The sequence below is a fragment of the Clostridium intestinale DSM 6191 genome, from assembly GCF_900130055.1.
Classification (GTDB): domain Bacteria; phylum Bacillota; class Clostridia; order Clostridiales; family Clostridiaceae; genus Clostridium_T; species Clostridium_T intestinale.
The window spans coordinates 72,235-90,309 of the sequence record NZ_FQXU01000006.1 but is presented as its reverse complement, the minus strand read 5'-3'; the positions used below and the strand labels follow the sequence as shown (position 1 = coordinate 90,309).

Annotated in this window: 18 protein-coding genes; all 18 read right to left on the bottom strand. The window is 31.8% G+C overall.

The genetic code is table 11. From position 1 onward, the window contains the following. Positions 1-3: 3 nt before the first annotated feature. A complete protein-coding gene (locus tag BUA92_RS09675) occupies positions 4-1,593 on the bottom strand; it encodes an N-acyl-D-amino-acid deacylase family protein (protein WP_073019071.1) in 1,590 nt (529 codons plus the stop codon). Between the two features lie 12 nt (positions 1,594-1,605). Further along, the gene (locus BUA92_RS09670; RefSeq protein ID WP_073019069.1) at positions 1,606-2,793 is read right to left on the bottom strand and encodes a YgeY family selenium metabolism-linked hydrolase; all 1,188 of its coding nucleotides are present in this window, start codon (positions 2,791-2,793) and stop codon (positions 1,606-1,608) included. A gap of 18 nt (positions 2,794-2,811) precedes the next feature. Then, positions 2,812-4,029 carry a diaminopropionate ammonia-lyase gene (gene dpaL / locus BUA92_RS09665; RefSeq protein WP_073019067.1) on the bottom strand — a complete coding sequence of 406 codons (1,218 nt, stop codon included), beginning with the start codon at positions 4,027-4,029 and terminating at the stop codon, positions 2,812-2,814. Between the two features lie 352 nt (positions 4,030-4,381). Continuing rightward, a complete protein-coding gene (locus BUA92_RS09660) occupies positions 4,382-4,810 on the bottom strand; it encodes an MOSC domain-containing protein (RefSeq protein WP_073019065.1) in 429 nt (142 codons plus the stop codon). 2 nt (positions 4,811-4,812) lie between these two features. Further along, a complete protein-coding gene (moaA, locus tag BUA92_RS09655; protein ID WP_073019063.1) occupies positions 4,813-5,781 on the bottom strand; it encodes a GTP 3',8-cyclase MoaA in 969 nt (322 codons plus the stop codon). A 17-nt stretch (positions 5,782-5,798) separates the two neighbouring features. Then, a complete protein-coding gene (locus BUA92_RS09650; protein ID WP_073019060.1) occupies positions 5,799-6,392 on the bottom strand; it encodes a nucleotidyltransferase family protein in 594 nt (197 codons plus the stop codon). A gap of 18 nt (positions 6,393-6,410) precedes the next feature. Continuing rightward, a complete protein-coding gene (gene xdh / locus BUA92_RS09645) occupies positions 6,411-8,966 on the bottom strand; it encodes a selenium-dependent xanthine dehydrogenase (RefSeq protein WP_073019058.1) in 2,556 nt (851 codons plus the stop codon). A gap of 380 nt (positions 8,967-9,346) precedes the next feature. Continuing rightward, positions 9,347-11,092: a sigma-54 interaction domain-containing protein gene (locus tag BUA92_RS09640; RefSeq protein ID WP_073019055.1), complete on the bottom strand. Its 1,746-nt coding sequence runs from the start codon at positions 11,090-11,092 to the stop codon at positions 9,347-9,349. Between the two features lie 18 nt (positions 11,093-11,110). After that, positions 11,111-11,605 carry a cyclic pyranopterin monophosphate synthase MoaC gene (moaC, locus tag BUA92_RS09635; protein ID WP_073019053.1) on the bottom strand — a complete coding sequence of 165 codons (495 nt, stop codon included), beginning with the start codon at positions 11,603-11,605 and terminating at the stop codon, positions 11,111-11,113. 13 nt (positions 11,606-11,618) lie between these two features. After that, the gene (locus BUA92_RS09630) at positions 11,619-12,635 is read right to left on the bottom strand and encodes a molybdopterin-binding protein (protein WP_073019051.1); all 1,017 of its coding nucleotides are present in this window, start codon (positions 12,633-12,635) and stop codon (positions 11,619-11,621) included. 12 nt (positions 12,636-12,647) lie between these two features. Further along, positions 12,648-13,136 (bottom strand): MogA/MoaB family molybdenum cofactor biosynthesis protein, encoded by a 489-nt coding sequence (locus BUA92_RS09625; RefSeq protein WP_073019049.1) that lies wholly within the window; start codon positions 13,134-13,136, stop codon positions 12,648-12,650. 2 nt (positions 13,137-13,138) lie between these two features. Further along, the gene (locus tag BUA92_RS09620) at positions 13,139-13,939 is read right to left on the bottom strand and encodes an XdhC family protein (protein ID WP_073019046.1); all 801 of its coding nucleotides are present in this window, start codon (positions 13,937-13,939) and stop codon (positions 13,139-13,141) included. A gap of 127 nt (positions 13,940-14,066) precedes the next feature. Continuing rightward, positions 14,067-14,861: a selenium-dependent molybdenum cofactor biosynthesis protein YqeB gene (gene yqeB / locus BUA92_RS09615; RefSeq protein ID WP_073019044.1), complete on the bottom strand. Its 795-nt coding sequence runs from the start codon at positions 14,859-14,861 to the stop codon at positions 14,067-14,069. Further along, complete coding sequence (gene mocA, locus BUA92_RS09610) at positions 14,861-15,448, bottom strand: molybdenum cofactor cytidylyltransferase (RefSeq protein ID WP_073019042.1); 588 nt, start codon at positions 15,446-15,448, stop codon at positions 14,861-14,863. Before mocA ends, yqeB begins: the two co-directional genes overlap by 1 nt. Further along, positions 15,441-16,160, bottom strand: coding sequence for a selenium cofactor biosynthesis protein YqeC (yqeC, locus tag BUA92_RS09605; RefSeq protein ID WP_073019039.1), 720 nt, complete (start codon positions 16,158-16,160; stop codon positions 15,441-15,443). The genes mocA and yqeC overlap by 8 nt, the downstream gene beginning before the upstream one ends. Then, positions 16,150-16,416 carry a putative Se/S carrier protein gene (locus BUA92_RS09600; protein ID WP_073019037.1) on the bottom strand — a complete coding sequence of 89 codons (267 nt, stop codon included), beginning with the start codon at positions 16,414-16,416 and terminating at the stop codon, positions 16,150-16,152. Before BUA92_RS09600 ends, yqeC begins: the two co-directional genes overlap by 11 nt. 11 nt (positions 16,417-16,427) lie before the next feature. After that, the gene (yedF, locus tag BUA92_RS09595; protein ID WP_073019035.1) at positions 16,428-17,027 is read right to left on the bottom strand and encodes a sulfurtransferase-like selenium metabolism protein YedF; all 600 of its coding nucleotides are present in this window, start codon (positions 17,025-17,027) and stop codon (positions 16,428-16,430) included. Positions 17,028-17,042: 15 nt separating this feature from the next. Beyond that, complete coding sequence (gene selD, locus BUA92_RS09590) at positions 17,043-18,074, bottom strand: selenide, water dikinase SelD (protein WP_073019033.1); 1,032 nt, start codon at positions 18,072-18,074, stop codon at positions 17,043-17,045. Position 18,075: the final 1 nt, after the last annotated feature.

Genomic DNA, 18,075 nt, shown 5'->3' with positions numbered 1-18,075 from the left:
TTCTTAATCTCTTCTTATTACCTTCCCCGCAATAATCTTGTTATATTGTCCTTCTTCCACAACAACATTACCATTTATGATTACATAATCAATTCCCTCTGGATATTGTGTAGGATCTACAAATGTTCCTTTATCCTTGACCGTATCCATATTTACTATTACTATATCAGCGTATTTTCCAACTTCTAAGCTTCCTCTACTTTTAATATTAAAAGCTTCTGCAGCTTTGTAGGTCATTTTATATACAGCTTCTTCTATAGAAAGAATATTTAATTCCTTAACATATCTATTTATAACCTTTGGGAAAGAACCATAAGCTCTAGGATGTGGTTTTCCTGAAAGAAGCCCATCTGTACAAACATTTTGCTCTTTTCTCTTCATGAATTTAATTACATGTTCCTCTAATCCATAGAAATCTACCATTCCTACTGCATTCTCTTCTTCGTACAATAAATCAAAAGTTGCATTATAAGGATCTTTTCCTTTAAGCTCACCTATCTCTAGTAGATTTTTACCTATTAGATGTTCATTTTCTTTAGTTCTGACGCTGGTTACAAATATCTGATCAAGACCTGCAAAGTCTATGAAATTATCCCATCCATCTATGCCATGCTCTATATCATAGATCATTTTCTTTCTTAATTCCTTATCTTTTAACCTCTCTAAAAGCTTATCTGTACCACCTGAATGTGCCCAAGGAGGTAAAACTACTCCAAGCATTGTACTTCCTGCCGTATATGGATATTGGTCGAAAGAAACTTTTATTCCTTCCTTTTGTGCCTTCTCTAAAAGCTCAATAACTCCATCAATATACTGCCAGTTATTTTTTCCGCATACTTTAAAATGTGAAAAGTGAACTTTAACACCAGATTCTCTTCCTATGTTTATAACTTCCTCCATGGATTTAAGAATAGTATCAGCTTCGCTTCTTTGGTGAACTACAAATACCCCATCATATTCTGCGACTACCTTACACATTTCTATAATTTCTTTTGTCTCGGAATATGCACAAGGAATATAGATTAACCCTGTTGATAATCCATACGCCCCTGCCTCCATTTCTCTTCTTACTATTTCACACATTTTCTCTATTTCTTCTGTTGTTGAATATCTGTCCTCTAAACCCATGGCTTCCATTCTTACATTTCCATGAGGCACTAGATAAAGTTCATTTAATCCTACTCCGTTTTTCTCCATAAGCTTAAGATAATTATCTGTAGTTTCATATTCCCAATCTATATTATCGCTTTCCCCATCAAGTCCTGCTAAGTTCTTTCTCCAAGTGCTTATATATTCTTTAGGAAGTGGAGCCATAGATATTCCATCCTGCCCTAATACTTCTGTAGTTATTCCTTGTCTTATCTTAATTTCATTAAAGGGATTATCTAATATTTTTAAATCTGAGTGACTATGAGTGTCTATAAATCCAGGACAAACTGCTCTTCCAGCTGCATCAATTATCTTATCTACTTCTGCTTTTATTTCTTCTTTGCTTATCTCTAATATTTTGTCATTCTCTATAAGTAAGTTTCCTAAATATCCTTTTTGCAAGGTTCCATCAACGATAGTTCCCCCTTTAATTAACACTCTCATTTTTAACACCCCTTATTTTTTATATAGAGAATTCAATATTCCGTAGTATCCTTCAGCTCCAATAAATAATTGTTCTAATTCTATATATTCATCTATAGTATGAGCCAAGTTTTCTTTCGATGGACCAAATCCTATAGTTCTTATTCCTTTTTCTCCTGCATAATGACTTCCGTTTGTACAGAAAGAGTATTGAGTTATTTCTGGATCTAACCCTGCACTTTTTAATCCTTCATAAGCTATTTGAACAAACTCATCCTTTTCTTCATAAAGCCAGCCTGGGAAAAATCTTTCCCCTGAAATAGTACTTCCTGTATAACAATTTTCAGTAGCTTTAGCATAAGAAACCTCAGCTTTAAGTTCTGAATCTTCCTTCATTAATTCTTCTACAAAAGCCTTTATGGGTGCTAATACACTTTCCTTTGTTTCTCCAACTAAAAGTCTTCTATCAAAGGTTGCCTTGCAATAATCAGGAACTACTGATGCACCTGGATACGGTGAAGATTTTATATCTGTTAACACCAATATCCCTTTACCTAGAACTGGATGCATTGGTGTTTCAAGTTCTTGAATTTTCTCTATAATTTTACTCATTTTATATACTGCATTTATACCTTTTTCAGGATTAGCTGAATGAGCTGGTTTTCCAAAGGTTTCTATAACTATCTCCGCACGTCCTCTTTGTCCTATTTTAAGATTTAACTCTGAAGATTCACCTATTACCACATAATCAGGATTTACAGCTTCACTTATTTTTCTTGAAGCTATTCCTTCAAATATCTCCTCATGTACAACCCCAGCTACATATATATCTCCCTTAAAGTCTTTTTTAATATCTTCAGCAAAGCAGGCCGCTGCAACTATCATGGCACTTAGTTGTCCCTTCATATCAGAAGTTCCACGACCATATATCTTTCCATCTACAATTTCTCCACCATAAGGATTGTGAGTCCACTTAGATTCATCTGGTACTGGCACTGTATCTATGTGCCCGTCAAATAAAATTATTTTTCCTTCTTCGCTTCCCTTTATATGTCCAATTATATTTCCATATTCATCTATAAAAAAATCATCGTAGCCTAACTCTTCAAAAACCGTCTTAATAGCTTCTGCTACATTTTTTTCTTCTCCAGAGTAGCTTTTGTTTCTTATTAGTTCTTGACACACTTCTGTAAGTTTATTTTTTCTTGCTTCTGATAACATACTTTCACCTCAATTATTTTATAATTCTTCTTTACTATTTAGACCTTTCCATACTATCTTTCTGTACATAGCTGGGTCTGTATCACCTTCAGTACTAAATAGTAAAACCTTAGAAGTCTCATCTAGTTTTAAATCTTCTTTTAGTTCCTTATAATCTAGATTAGTCATTATTTCATATAATAGTCCTGTAGTAACTGCTCCAGACTCTCCTGAAATCACTTTTCTATCATCTTTTAATGGATTTCCTAATATCCTCATTCCATTTGCTGATACCCAGTCTGGGCAAGATACAAATGCTGAGCTATAACTTTTAAGAACTTCCCATCCAATAGTATTTGCTTCTCCGCAAGCAAGTCCTGCCATTATAGTCTGCATATCTCCTCCCACAGCATAAGCTTTTCCATCTCCAGCTACTGCCGACTTATAAAAACAATCCGCTAAATTTGATTCAACTATAACAGTTGTTGGGCAATCTTCTCCAAACTCAGAAGCAAAAAAACCTTGAACTGCTCCTGCTAATGAGCCTACTCCTGCTTGAACAAAAACATGTGTTGGTTTTTCTATCTTAATCTCTTTTAGCTGCTCTGAAGCTTCTAGTGCCATAGTTCCATAACCTTGCATTATCCATGTTGGAATTTCTTCATAACCTTCCCAAGCTGTATCTTGTACCATAAGACCATTGTTCTCTTCAGCATACTTTGCTGCAAACCTTACTGCATCATCATAATTCATATCAGTAATGGAGGCTTCTGCACCTTCAGCTTGTATATGTGCCAATCTTGTTAAAGATGATCCTATAGGCATATAAATTACAGATTTTTGTTTAAGCTTATTTGCTGTCCAAGCTACACCTCTTCCATGATTTCCATCTGTAGCTGTTACAAAAGTTACTTCACCAAGCTTATCTCTAACTTCATCAGATATAATTTTTTCATAATCAAGTTCCGATATATCTGTTTCTAGCTTTTTAGCTATATATTTTGCCATAGCAAAAGAACCACCTAATACTTTAAACGCATTTAATCCGAATCTATACGATTCATCTTTTAGATATATTCCTCCAAGACCAATTTCTTTAGCTAAATTATCTAAAGATGCTACAGGAGTCCTCTCATATTGAGGAAAACTACCATGAAAGCTTTTAGCTTTAGAAACTTCTTTTTTAGATAAAAAGTCTGTGGAAGCCTTACCACAATTTTTTAGTTCATTAAATTTCCATTTTATAATGTTGTCCATTTGTTTCCGCTCCTTAATAGTACTAAATTAAAAAAAGCCCAATGTGATCCCTAATTAAAAATATATTCCAAAGAAATATATTTAGAAATTAAAAGCTCCTCATTGAACTTGTTTTTAATCTAAATTTTAAATTTCATTTTCAAATACTCATATGATTTATATAAGCAAATACTGTGCCAATTCACTATTAATTATTACTATTAATCATTAAGGCCTTGAAAACAAACAACTTATTAAATACTTGTGGAAAATCTTGAATCCGCTAAAACTTTCAGTAAATAAATCTTCTACTCTCAAAATGATATTTTATTATCATTTTGATAATACATCTTTATCTTATTATATTAAAATCCTAATATAATTCTATTTTTTCTCCTAAAGATATATCTCCACCTTTTAATACCTTGCCAAAAATCCCTTTGGTAGGCATTATACACTCCCCTACTGAATAAAAAATCTCACATTTATCATGACATTTTTTGCCTAATTGAGTTATTTCTATTAAAGCATCTCCAATTATGACTTTATCTCCTACTGATAAACTTGCTAAATCTATTCCTTCGGTAACTAAATTCTCACCAAAGTCTCCATAAACTACTTTACCACCTTTTTTATTAAAGGAATCAATTTCTTCCTTGGCCAATAAACTTACCTGCCTATGCCACTTTCCACCATGAGCATCTCCTTTTAATCCAAAGTCTTCAACTAATTCTATCTCTTTAACTTCTTCTTTTTTGGTCCCCTTTTTCACACTTGTACATATCGCTACTATTCTACCCATGGTTATCCTCCTATCTCATTCATAAATCTATTGTCCTTATCCTTTTCATCTTTTCCAAAGCTATGTTTAATAGGTTTATTATATATTTTGTCTCTTATTATCTCCAATAACTCTTCGTCATTCATTCCACTTCTGATTAAAGTCTTTAAATCTATACCATAATTCCAATGTAGACATTGTTTTAAAAATCCTTCTGAAGTTACTCTTATCCTATTGCAAGCTTCACAAAAATTATCGCTTATAGCACTTATAAACCCAACCTTACCTAAGGCATTCTTTAGTTTCATATACTTTGCCGGTCCACTTATTCCTATTATCTTTTCATCTTCAAGTACGTGCCCCTGCTTTATAATCTCTTTAACTTTATTATTGGTTATAGGGGTTAAATCTTTAGCTGCTCCTATAGGCATAAGCTCTATAAATCTTACATCCATTTTTTTATTTATTGTAAGAGCTGCTAAATTTAATATTTCATCTTCATTAACTCCTCCAATTATTACTGAATTAACCTTAACTTTAATACCTAAGTCTAATAAATTATCTATAACTCTTAATACAACTTTTAAATCTCCACCTCTAGTAATGTCTCTGTAGGTCGCTTCCTTTAAAGTATCTAAACTTATATTTACTCCTTTTAAACCTGCTTCTTTAAACTCTCGTTCTTTTCCTTCTAATAAAAGTGCATTGGTTGTTATATATATTTCTTCTATGCCAGGTACTCTGTGTATATCTTCTATTATTTTAAGTATGTTCTTTCTAGTAAGTGGTTCTCCACCTGTTAATCTCACTTTTTTTATGCCACATTTAGCCATTAATTTGACTAGCTTTATAACTTCATCATCCTGTAAGATTTTTTCTTTATCCATAAAAGTAATTTTATCTTTTGGCATACAGTAAACACATCTTAAATTACATACATCAGTTAATGAAATTCTTAAATATTCTATATTTCTTCCTTGTTTATCTATCAATTTTATCAATGCCACCTTTATAGATTATTCTTTCTTAATAAGGTTTCATATTCTTCTATAGTATCTATGTCATAAATAATATTTTCATCTTCTACCTGTAAATAATAAACCTCATCATCGTGATTTTTAATTACATCCTTTAAATTGTAATTTCTCCCTACCATTTCTAAATCTTTAAATATATCTTTAGAAAACAATACCGGATGTCCTTTTCTACCATTAACCATTGGTATTATGATCTTATGTTTGTTTTTATCATAAACTGATTCCATAAGTTGTAATGTTTCAGCCTTAATTGCTGGGGTATCTCCTAAAGCAAGATATAAAACTTCTGTATCATTATCTATTTTTTCAAAGCCTTTCTTGAAAGAACTTGCCATATCTCCAGCAAAATCTTCATTATATGCCCAAGTTATCTTATACTGTGAAAAAATTTCTTTTATTAAATCTGCTTTATATCCAACAACTATAATAAGTTTATCAATATTAATATCATTATAGCAAGTAATAGATTGTCCTAATACTGTTGTATCGCCCCAAGGAAGTAGCTGTTTTACAGTTCCCATCCTTTTACCTTGACCAGCAGCTAAAATAATAACAGAAGTTTTCATTTCTTACCCCTTTCATTTTTACTTCTTTTTATATGGAGTATTATCTAGCGGAAGAGTATATCTTCTTTCTCCATCAAAGGTTCTATAGGCTTCTGAAGTTGCCGCTAAAGTTGGTATTAAAACCAGTTCCCCAACCCCTTTAGCACCATATGCTAAGTCTCCTAGTTTCTTTTCTATAAGTTTATATTCTATCTTAGGAACATCTGTAGATCTCCATAAACCTATTGTTCCAAACTTTGATTTCACATATCCATCTTCTGTCTCAAATTTCTCTGTAAGAGCAAATCCAAGTCCCATAACAACTCCACCTTCTATCTGTCCTTCCACATTTGTAGGATTTATTGCTCTTCCAACATCTTGGGCTACAAATACTTTTTCAACCTTCCCCTTTTCATCTAAAATTACCATTTGGGTTGCATATCCATAAGCTATATGTTGTTTTGGATTTTCCTTATCTGAAGCTAACTTATCTGTAATTGCAGTAAAATCTGACTTAAATACTTCTCCTTCAAGCTCTTCTAATGTTTTTGTTTTTAGAGCTTCCTTTAATTTTAAAGAAACTCTTCTAGTTGCTTCTCCTGTAATTAATGTTTGTCTTGATGCTGTAGTAGGACCTGAATCTGGAGTAACCATAGTATCTGGTGAATGATATTCAATTAATTCTAAAGATATTCCTGTAGTTTCTCCACAAATTTGTGTCATGACTGTTGCCAGCCCTTGTCCTATACATTGAGCAGAGGTTTTTATAATTATCTTTCCATTTTTAACTTCTATATTACATCTCCCAGTATCTATTACTCCAACTCCGCAACCAGTGTTTTTCATAGCACAAGCAATACCTATGTATTTATGTTTTCCACTGTAATATTCATCTTTTATTGCTTCTAAAGTTTCTATTATCGCTGTACTCTCATCGCACAATTGCCCAGTTGGAAGAGTATCTCCTGGTTTTACAGCATTTTTGTATCTAAACTCCCATTTGTCTAAACCTACTTGCTCTGCAAGAATATTTATATTGGTTTCACTTCCAAAGGTTGTTTGAGGAACTCCAAATCCTCTAAATGCCCCTCCTGGCGGATTATTTGTATATATTGCATATCCGTTAAGTTCAATATTAGGTATTCTATATGGTCCACATAAATGAGTGCACGCTCTCTCTAGTACCACGGAACCAAGAGACGCATAAGCTCCTGTATCAGCTAAAACCTTAGCCTTTAAAGCTGTCAAATTTCCGTCCTCATCACAAGCTGTAGTTACTTCAACTTCCATTCCATGTCTCTTTGGATGTACAAGTAAACTTTCCTCTCTACTAAAGGTTATTTTAACTGGCTTTTTAGTATAGTAAGTAAGAAGAGCTGCATGGTGTTGCACTGTCAAATCTTCTTTTCCTCCAAATCCCCCTCCAACATATGCTGATATAACATGTACCTTATCTTCTGGAAGTCCTAATACATGACATATACCTTCATGATCTGAATGAATATGTTGTGAAGAAACATATAAAGTCAATACATCTCCTTCATAAAAAGCTATGGTTGCTTCTGGTTCTAAGAAGGCATGATCTATAGGCATAGTCTTATATTTTTTTGTTACAACATATTTTGATTCCTCAATTGCCTTATCTGGATTTCCTCTTTTTACATAAGTGTTACTTAAAATATTCCCTTTTTCATGTATCTTGTAGGCATCATCTTTTAAGGCATCATGAACATTAGTTATTGCTGGTAATTCTTCATATTCAACCTTTATTAATGAAAGCGCTTTTTCTAATATGTCCTTTGTTTCAGCTGCTACTATAGCTATAGCATCCCCTAAATATCTAGTCTCTTCTCCTATAGCTACCATAGTAGGCCAATCTTTGAATATATATCCTTGATAATTATTAGCTGGAATATCTTTGGCAGTAAGAACCGCATGTACACCTTGAAGCTTTTTAGCTTCATCTGTATCTATACTTAAAACCCTTGCTCTTGGATATATTGAGCGAAGAGCTTTTCCATATAACATTCCTTCTATGTAATAATCATCTGGATATTTTGCTGTGCCTAAAATCTTTTCTTTGGCATCAATTCTGACCATTCGTCTTCCTACTTTAGCCTCTTGCTCTAAATGAATTTTATTATGTTTTCTAAAAGCCTCAGCTGCCATTAAAATTGCTTTTTCTATTTTTACATACCCAGTGCATCTACATAAATTACTCTTTATTGCCTTTTTCACATCTTCTTCTGTAGGATTAGGATTGCTGTCTATTAATGCTTTAGCACTCATTATCATTCCTGGAATACAAAATCCACACTGAACAGCACCAGCATTTGAAAATGAATCTGTATAAACTTCTTTTTCAAGTTCTGTTAAACCTTCAACTGTAACTACTTCTTTTCCCTCTATATCCTTTATCTTTTTGATACAAGCTCTTATATTTTTTCCTTCAATAACTACAGTGCATGCTCCGCAAGTCCCTTTTGCACACCCATTTTTCACTGAAGTTAATCTTGCCTCATCTCTTAAATAATCAATTAACTTCAACTCTCCATCTGCAGAAACTTCTCTTCCGTTTAATATAAATCTAATCATAATTAGCCCCCTATATTTTTACTTTAGACTTAAAAGGAAAATAAAAAAACAAGTTCAGTACTCTCATATCAAATAAAAGAAAAATAAGTCTATTTTTCTTAAAATTTTGAAAGCTCGTCATTGAACTTGTTTCTATTTCTCTATTAAGTTTTTCTTTATAAACATTTCTTACTTTACCTTTCTAGCAAATTCTTTGCCAAATGTGTCAAAATTACTGATATATTAAAAATATAGGTGTATTTTTACGACTTAGATTATTTATTTTATTAAAAATATTTTTATGAAACTAAAAACCGCTTAAATTCCTTTTAACTTTTTAGATTTAGAAATTTTACTATAGTAACTAATTATCAAAATGATAAAAACTCTCATATTGATAACTATTCTTTAAAAGAGCCTATTTTTCTATATATAGTAGCTATTCCTATTCCCAACTTTTCTGCAACCATCTTTTTCCCATTGGTATCATAGCCATATTTATCTAAAGCTTTAAGTATATATTCTCTTTCTATATCCTTAAGAAATCTTATTTCTTCCTCTTCATGAAACGTCTCAACTTTGTTATTACCTAATATAGTATGTGGAAGCATTTCTTTTTCTATTATCCCTCTACTATCAGATAGATTAATTAAAAGTTCTACTACATTTTCAAGCTCACGAATATTTCCTGGCCAACTGTAATTTAATAAACTTTCATAAGCATCTTTATTAACAGTATGAACATACTTATCAAAAATTTTATTATATTTATCAATTAAAGTGTTTAATATAAGTTTAAAATCTTCTCTTCTTTCCCTAAGCGCTGGTATTTCTATAGGTATAACATTTAATCTATAATATAAATCTTCTCTAAATTTATTCTCCTTAATCATTTGCCTTAGATCTTTATTAGTAGCCGCAACTACTCTAATATCCAAGTTTACTAATTCATTAGAACCTATTCTTACTAAAGTTCTCTCTTGAAGAACCCTTAATAATTTAGCCTGAAGATATAGAGGCATGTCTCCAACCTCATCTAAAAATATTACCCCCTTATTTGCAAGCTCAAACTTACCTATTCTTCCATTAGGATTTGCACCACTAAACGCCCCTTTAACATATCCAAATAGTTCACTCTCTAGTAAGGTATCTGGTATAGCTGCACAGTTTATTCCTATAAAAGGGTTATTTCTTCTATCACTTTCAGCATGAATTGCCCTAGCTATAAGTTCCTTTCCAGTTCCACTTTCTCCAGTAACAAATACAGTTGATTTAGTGTTAGCTATTTTTCTTATTTTATCTTTTATTCCTTGCATGGTTTTTCCTTCTCCAATTATAGCCTCTAAACCTACTATTTTATTATCACTGGTTATTTTATACGCTTTTGTGTTTACATCCTTCAGCATATTAAAAATAAGCATTTTATTATAGCCCTCTAAGGTATCTTCTAGCGGTATTAGACTTCCTACAAGGTTATATTTTTTGCCGTTTATCCTTACTTTATAGAATTCTTCTTCTAATATATTTCCTTCTAAAAGTTTAAGCTGTATATTTCCATTAATATCACTGGGAGTTAATTCTAACTTTTTCATAGCTTTACTATTCATCTCAACTATTTTACTTTCAGAATTTATAATTATAACTCCGTTATCTACACTATTCACAACCTGCTTAAGTAAATTTATATAAGATACATTTCTTTCATTCCCCTTAAATTCATATATCTTTGCACTTATAAGTTCACTTATTTTATACAAAAACTCTAAATGGGAATCTAAATTATCAGACAGATAATTTTTTTGTTCAATAGTAGTACAAACTAGACCTATTACCCCTATTATTTCTTTTTGAAATATTATAGGCGTTGATATCTCCATCATTTCTAAACATTCATTTTTCTGATTGCAAAGTCTACATATTTCAGCTTCTCTAGGATTCTCTATAATTTGATGTTTCCCTGTAGCTAAAACATGTTTATAAACTACACCTTTGTTATCTCCATTTATATTGCTAGTAAATATTCCAGTCCCTGCTATAGTATTTAAGTTGCTATCTACAATTTCCACATCTACTTTTATTACGTTTGCTATAACTTCTGCATATTTTAAGACAGTACTCTGAATAGGCTTTAATAATGATTCTTTCATAACCCTAGCCCCCCAAACTTATTTAATCTTAGTATTATTGTCGTAAAGAAAGTGCCCGCTCTTTCCACCTATTTTTTCTATAAGGTGAATATCTTTAATAATCATTCCTTTATCTACGGCTTTACACATGTCATATATAGTAAGAGCAGTTATGGATACTGCTGTTAAAGCTTCCATTTCTACTCCTGTTTTCCCACTTACTTTTACTTCTGAATATATTTCAATTTCATTATTTTCTCTATTTATATTAAATTCAATCTTACAACCATTTATTAGTAGAGGATGACACATAGGAATTAGATCCGAGGTTTTTTTACTCCCCATAATACCTGCTATTCTAGCTACTCCTAGTACATCTCCCTTACCCATTTTACCTTCTTCTATTATCTTTAAAGTTTCAGGACTTACTTGTATTTTTCCAAAGGCTCTAGCTATTCTTTCGGTTATATCTTTTTCTGTTACATCAACCATTTTAGCTTTACCATGCTCATCAAAGTGAGTTAATTTTTCCATTTCACACCTCCTTTTAGTACTTTCCGAAACTACAATGAGGGAAGGTACATACTTCACAGTTTAAACATAAGCCACCTTGTCCATAAATAGCAATATCTCTTTTAGTTATTCTTTCACCTGATAAAACTCTAGGCAAAACTAGATCTAAAACTGTTCTTTTAGAGTGCATAACACATCCTGGAAGTCCCATTATAGGAATATCTCCATTATAAGCAAGTAAAAACATTGCTCCTGGTAAAACTGGAGAACCATAGGTTATAATCTCTGCACCTGTTGCCTTTATAGCTGAAGGGGTTAAATCGTCAGGATCTACAGACATGCCTCCTGTACACATTATGAGCTCGGCTCCTTCATTTATAAACTCCATAATAGCTGACTTAATTTTATCTAAATCATCTGGTAGTATTTTTTGCCCCAATACTTCACAGCTATATTCAGCAGCCTTTTCTCTTATAACAGGCCCAAAGGCATCTTTTATTCTTCCATAAAAAACTTCATTTCCTGTGGTTACTATACCTACTTTCTTTGGATTAACTTTAACTACTCTTACTATTTTATTTTTTATTGTATCTTCAGCTTCTATTATCTTTTTTTCATCTATAACTAAAGGAATTACTCTGGTTCCACCAACCTTTTCTCCCTTTTTTACATACATATTATCGTGAAGAGTAGCCATCATTATTTCATCTATCATATTTAAATTTAATAGTTCTTCTGAATCTATTTTAAGAAGTCCATCATGTTCTGCTATAAAATCTATCTTTCCTTCTTTTATCTCTCCAAATACAAGACCTTCACCACAAGCTAAATTCTTAAGCCTTATAGCAGCATCATTTTCATGTAAAAATCCTTCAATATCTTCCCACACATAAATATGGTCTTTTCCTAATGAAAGTAGTTCGTGTACATCCTCTTTTTTTATTAAATGTCCCTTTTTAAAAGCTCTACCTTTAAATCCTCCTGGAACTATTTTAGTAATATCATGAAATAAAATCATTCCCACTGCATCTTCAGTTTTTATCTTTTTCATCATTTCACCCCTTTATCTTGCACACTCAGAGTCTTCACCAATTAATATCTTTATTCCATGCTCTAACTCAGTTATTATATATTCTAGAGATTCTCTTACAGCTTTAGGACTTCCAGGTAGATTAACTATTAGGGTGTTCCCCCTTATGCCGGATACTCCTCTAGATAACATAGCCCTCTTAGTTATAGTTAAGCTGTAAGCTCTTATTGCCTCTGATATTCCTGGTACTTCTCTCTCAATTATTTCTTTAGTAGCTTCTGGTGTTACATCCCTTTTGCTAAAACCAGTCCCCCCAGTTGTAACTATCAAGTTTAACTTCAGTTCATCACTCATATATGTAAGCTCTTTTTTTAGAACTTCTCTTTCATCTGGAACTACTACATATCTATTGACTTCATATCCATTTGCTTCTACTATTTTTCTAATTACATCTCCACTTTTATCTACTCGTTCACCTTTAGAACCTTTATCACTAGCTGTTATTATTCCTACTGAATACAAACCTATTCCTCCCGTTCACTTAAATGTTTCAAGGTACCTTTGTTTTTAATCACCAGTATCTCACTTATAATAGATATGGCTATTTCTTCTGGAGTACCATTACATATATCAAGCCCTATAGGAGCATAAAGTTTTTTTATTTTCTCTTTATCTATATCTTCATTATTTAATTTCTCTTTTATTTCCTTAACCTTCTTTTTACTTCCCATCATGCCTATATATGCAACATCTCTATTTATAACTTCTTTAAGCGCTTCATAATCAGTAACATGCCCTCTAGTAACCAATATTACATAGCTTCTATTATTTAAATTAATCTCACTTAAGGCTTCACTAGGGGTACAGCATAAAAATTTCTTTACATCCTTAAAAGTATCAACATTTTTAAACTCTTCTCTATCATCTACTATATAAACATCAAAACTTAAACTACTTGCTATAGAAGCTATCTTTTGAGATACATGCCCTGCTCCAAAAATAACTAACTTTTCATTAGGTTTTACTATCCTAACAAAACCTTCTGATACTCCACCGCAAGTCATTTTCAACTCACCAGTTTCGTTTAAGGTGTATTTAAATGTAAAACTCTCTCCTGTTTCTAATGCTTTAAGACTTCTTTTTATTAAGTCAAACTCTATCTTCCCACCACCCACAGTGCCAATAGTTTTTCCATCTTTATATATAGCCATCATAGACTCTTCTGCACCTGGTACTGAACCTATGCTGTTTGTAAGCATAACTAAAGCTACTTCTTCATCTTTATTTAAGGCTTCAAGAACTTTTTCAAAAATAATCTTGCTCATAGTCCCCTCCTTATCAATTTTAATACTTTAGAAAGTTTATAGCAGTTTATATGATATTTTATTAATTAAATGTTATATTTTTATATAATTTATTATAACAACTGGGTATATATTTGTAAATCAACAATTATTGTCTGATTAAGTATATCAGAGCTTCTAATACCCCTCCACCTATAGTTCTAGCCTTATCAGAAATAGTGAAGCAGTTTTTTCTCTCTTCAAGCCTTGGGTCAATATCGGCAATTTTAAGTCCTTCATATACCTTGCTACTATTTCTTATTATCCCTCTTAAAACTCCATCTATAGTAGCTCTAACTATATAATCTCCTACATATGCTAAAGGTTCTTCTTTTTTTACTATATCCCCAATTTCTCTTATATTATTTATAACCCCATCACAAGGACTATATATAACTCTTTCTTTAGTGTATCCTCCTATATTACCTGGTGCACCAGTATCTGCTTGTGCTTCTCCCTTAAATATAAGTCTTCCTAAATTATGTCCTCTATTTGTTTCTACTACTACATCAACATCTTTTCCTGCTTCAAAACCTGGGCCTAAAGCTATGGTTATAGGTGCCATATTAATGTAGGTTCCTAAATTCTTTTTCGCTAATATTCCATCTACTACTGCCTTAGGTTTTAATAAGTTTATATAACTTCCTTTTGGATCTACAATCACAGGTACCTTATTATTTTTCCAAGCATCTTCTATTTCTTCTAAATTTCTTACCCTAACAGATTTTATTCCCTCAACTTCTATTTCATCTTCAAATAAAGCCTCGCTAAAACTTACCTCTCTTCTAATGCAGGTAGGGTTTTCTATTTCCAATACTAAAACCTTAAATCCACATCTATATAACTTTTGAATTACACCAGAGGCTATATCTCCTCCCCCTCTAACTATAACCATTTCTTTCATTATAGATTATCCTTCCTTTGTAACTGTAATTTTTCATAATCTTCCCAAGTATCTATATCCATCAGCTCATATTCATTGTCAACATCAATAAATACTAAACTGTCTTTATTTCTTTTAATAACTTCTCTTCCACCCTTATCTCCTTCTAAAGCTTTAAGTTCATCTATGAATATTGAAGAGAATATAACTGGACTACCATTTCTCTCTTTATATCTAGGAATTACTATATTCTGAGGATTATTTTTAAAAGCATCTATCATCTTCTCTATTGTTAGCTTACTTAATAAAGGTTGATCTCCTGTAAAAAACATGTATCCTTCTGCAACTGGAGAACTCTCTATTCCTAGTTTTATGGATTCACTTTGCCCAAGAATAGAATTTTTATTTTCCGCTACTTTAAATCCTTTTTTACATGCAATATCTAAAACTTCCTTATCCTTTGCTACTACAAGCCTTGAATAAAAATTAATCTGTAAAATCTTATCCATAATATGCTCAATAAGCTTTTTATCTCTATACTCTAAAAGAAGTTTATTTGTGCCTATTCTACTTCCGTATCCAGATGCCATAACTATACAATTAATCATAAACTTCCCCTCTTAAGCTTCCACAAATAATTTTATTTATATATCCATTATTTATTTTCTTTATCTTTTCTTTTAGACATTCCGCCAGCATCTTGTCTTTATGACTTTCAACCTTATTTATAAAAAGTATTTTTTCACCTTTTGCATCTTTAAATAATCCTTTTTCATGGAAAACTAGAGAAGTAATCATCTCTAAATCTACAACATCATCCAATTTTGAATTAGTTATATCTAAAAACCTGTCTACTCTATGAATATTTTCTTCATTAATTTCTTTTCCAACAACCTCTATACTTAAAACACCTACAGTTTTAGTAGTATTACTACTTACAACTGGCTCATCTTCTCTCCACCCTTTAATAGGTTTCTTTTTGGAGCCATCCCCTTCTACTAATACATAGTCAAATTTATGAAGCTGTTTTTCTAAAAGTTTTAAATTTAACCCCTTTATCTTATTCTCAGAATCTACACTTTCTCCATAAATATAAATACCCTTATCAATAACATATTCATTAAACTTATGGGAATCAATTTCTAGAAAATCAAACTGCTTAGTTTCAGGCATATATATTTTTGTTGTAGTGGTTATTAAAACTTTCCCCTCTCCTCTTAACTCTTCTCCTAAGGTAAACATTAAGGTAGTTTTCCCTCCTGCCCCAACAATAGTTATAACATCCCCTAACTTTACATCTAAAACTTCCTTAAGTTTCATAGCGAGTTACTTCCTTATTTAATCCTATTTTCTTAATCAAATAATAACCAGAAGTTTTTATGTTTTTGCTAATAAGAATCTCTCTAGCCTTATCTATATTATTGTTATCCAGCTTAAGTGAAAGGCCACAACCTGAAGTTATCTCTCTTGGAACAGGTATTATTCTTACATTTATATTATTCATAAGCTCTTTTTCAGCTCTAATAGCACTGTGAGTAGAATCAAAGGTTATTAAACTAAATATCTCCACATCCATTCTAATTCCTCTTATGGTTTAATGATTTTATCTGAAGAATTCATTTTTTCTACAATACTGTACATGTTAGTTACAGATCCAACAGCTAATTCTTCAGTTAATCCATAATAATTTAGACATGTTCCACAGGTTAATATTTCTACCCCTTGTTCTTCAAGCTTTTTCAAATCTTCTAATACAGCTGAGGTCTTAGTTGTAAGTTTAGCTCCTCCATTATAGAATAGAATGCAGGTTGGAAGAGTCTCTGTTTCTGTTACGGTATAAATAAAAGCTTTCATTAAAATAGTTCCTAATTCTTCATTTCCTTCTCCCATCTTGTCAGAAGAAATAACTACAGCTGTTGAACGTATAGTTTCCTTAGTTATAAGAACTTCTTTAACTTCTTCTTCTCCTTCTCCCTTTATTATCTTAACCTCATAGTGATCTTCACCTAATTTTTCACCCTCATACTTATATCCCATCTCTTTAGCCATTTTCTCTAAATTTTCTTTCGCTATTTCGTTATCTACAACTACTTGAATAACTCCATCTTTCTCAATTTCTTTTAAAGCTTTTTTAGCCTTTATTACTGGTATAGGGCAAAGTTCCCCTCTAGCATCAACTTTTATCATATTTCTCTCTCTCCTTTAATATTTCTCTATTATTATATTAAAATCTTGTTTTTCAATAACTTCTCCTACAATTTCTGATTTTAAATCAAGTTCTTGTAATTCCTTTAATAAATCATCTGCTTCATCCGAAGATAAACTTATCAAAAGTCCTCCAGAAGTTTGTGGATCAAATAGAATTTCCTCTAATGGAAACTCAATGTCTTTAAACAATACTTTATCCTTTAAATGTCTCCTATTTCTTTGTCCACCTGCTGTTATTAAAAACTCTTTAGCATAATCATAAGCTTCTTTTATATAAGGAATGGTGTTTCCATTTATCTTTATTGAATATTCATCTTTAATCATTTCATTTAGATGTCCTAAAAATCCAAAACCAGTTACATCAGTACATGCGTTAACTTTGTATTTTTTCATCTTATCAGCCGCATATTTATTTAAAGTTTCCATAGACTTTATAGCCTTATTATAAGCTTCTTCACTAGCTTCTCCTACCCTATGAGCCGTTGTTATTATTCCTACTCCTAGTGGTTTTGTAAGTATAAGCTTATCTCCTATCTTGCAATTATTATTAGGAAGAATCTTTGAAGGATGAACCACACCAGTTACAGATAAGCCATATTTAGGTTCTGGATCATTTATAGAATGCCCTCCCGATACAACTCCTCCTGCTTCATGAACTTTTTCAGCTCCTCCTCTAAGTATTTCTCCCAAGATTTCTGCCTCCATCTTTTCTGGAAATCCTACAATATTAAGAGCTACCTTTACCTCTCCACCCATGGCATATACATCACTTAAAGCATTAGCTGCAGCTATTTTGCCAAAGGTATATGGATCTTCAACTATTGGAGTAAAAAAGTCCAAGGTCTGAATAATAGCTATGTCATCTGTCAATTTATATACAGCTCCATCGTCTGAGCTATCAAAGCCTATTAATAAATTCTCATCAAACTTATTAGGAATTTTATCTAATACACTTTTAAGCATACCTGGACCTAACTTAGCTGTACATCCACCGCCACAGGTAAATTTCACGTTATTTTGGCTCATA

Coding starts and splice junctions, on each gene's coding strand:
- BUA92_RS09675 (WP_073019071.1), bottom strand. CDS start 1,593: ATGAGAGTGTTAATTAAAGGGGGAACTATCGTTGATGGAACCTTGCAA.
- BUA92_RS09670 (WP_073019069.1), bottom strand. CDS start 2,793: ATGTTATCAGAAGCAAGAAAAAATAAACTTACAGAAGTGTGTCAAGAA.
- dpaL (WP_073019067.1), bottom strand. CDS start 4,029: ATGGACAACATTATAAAATGGAAATTTAATGAACTAAAAAATTGTGGT.
- BUA92_RS09660 (WP_073019065.1), bottom strand. CDS start 4,810: ATGGGTAGAATAGTAGCGATATGTACAAGTGTGAAAAAGGGGACCAAA.
- BUA92_RS09650 (WP_073019060.1), bottom strand. CDS start 6,392: ATGAAAACTTCTGTTATTATTTTAGCTGCTGGTCAAGGTAAAAGGATG.
- xdh (WP_073019058.1), bottom strand. CDS start 8,966: ATGATTAGATTTATATTAAACGGAAGAGAAGTTTCTGCAGATGGAGAG.
- BUA92_RS09640 (WP_073019055.1), bottom strand. CDS start 11,092: ATGAAAGAATCATTATTAAAGCCTATTCAGAGTACTGTCTTAAAATAT.
- moaC (WP_073019053.1), bottom strand. CDS start 11,605: ATGGAAAAATTAACTCACTTTGATGAGCATGGTAAAGCTAAAATGGTT.
- BUA92_RS09630 (WP_073019051.1), bottom strand. CDS start 12,635: ATGAAAAAGATAAAAACTGAAGATGCAGTGGGAATGATTTTATTTCAT.
- BUA92_RS09620 (WP_073019046.1), bottom strand. CDS start 13,939: ATGAGCAAGATTATTTTTGAAAAAGTTCTTGAAGCCTTAAATAAAGAT.
- yqeB (WP_073019044.1), bottom strand. CDS start 14,861: ATGAAAGAAATGGTTATAGTTAGAGGGGGAGGAGATATAGCCTCTGGT.
- mocA (WP_073019042.1), bottom strand. CDS start 15,448: ATGATTAATTGTATAGTTATGGCATCTGGATACGGAAGTAGAATAGGC.
- yqeC (WP_073019039.1), bottom strand. CDS start 16,160: ATGAAACTTAAGGAAGTTTTAGATGTAAAGTTAGGGGATGTTATAACT.
- BUA92_RS09600 (WP_073019037.1), bottom strand. CDS start 16,416: ATGGATGTGGAGATATTTAGTTTAATAACCTTTGATTCTACTCACAGT.
- yedF (WP_073019035.1), bottom strand. CDS start 17,027: ATGATAAAAGTTGATGCTAGAGGGGAACTTTGCCCTATACCAGTAATA.
- selD (WP_073019033.1), bottom strand. CDS start 18,074: ATGAGCCAAAATAACGTGAAATTTACCTGTGGCGGTGGATGTACAGCT.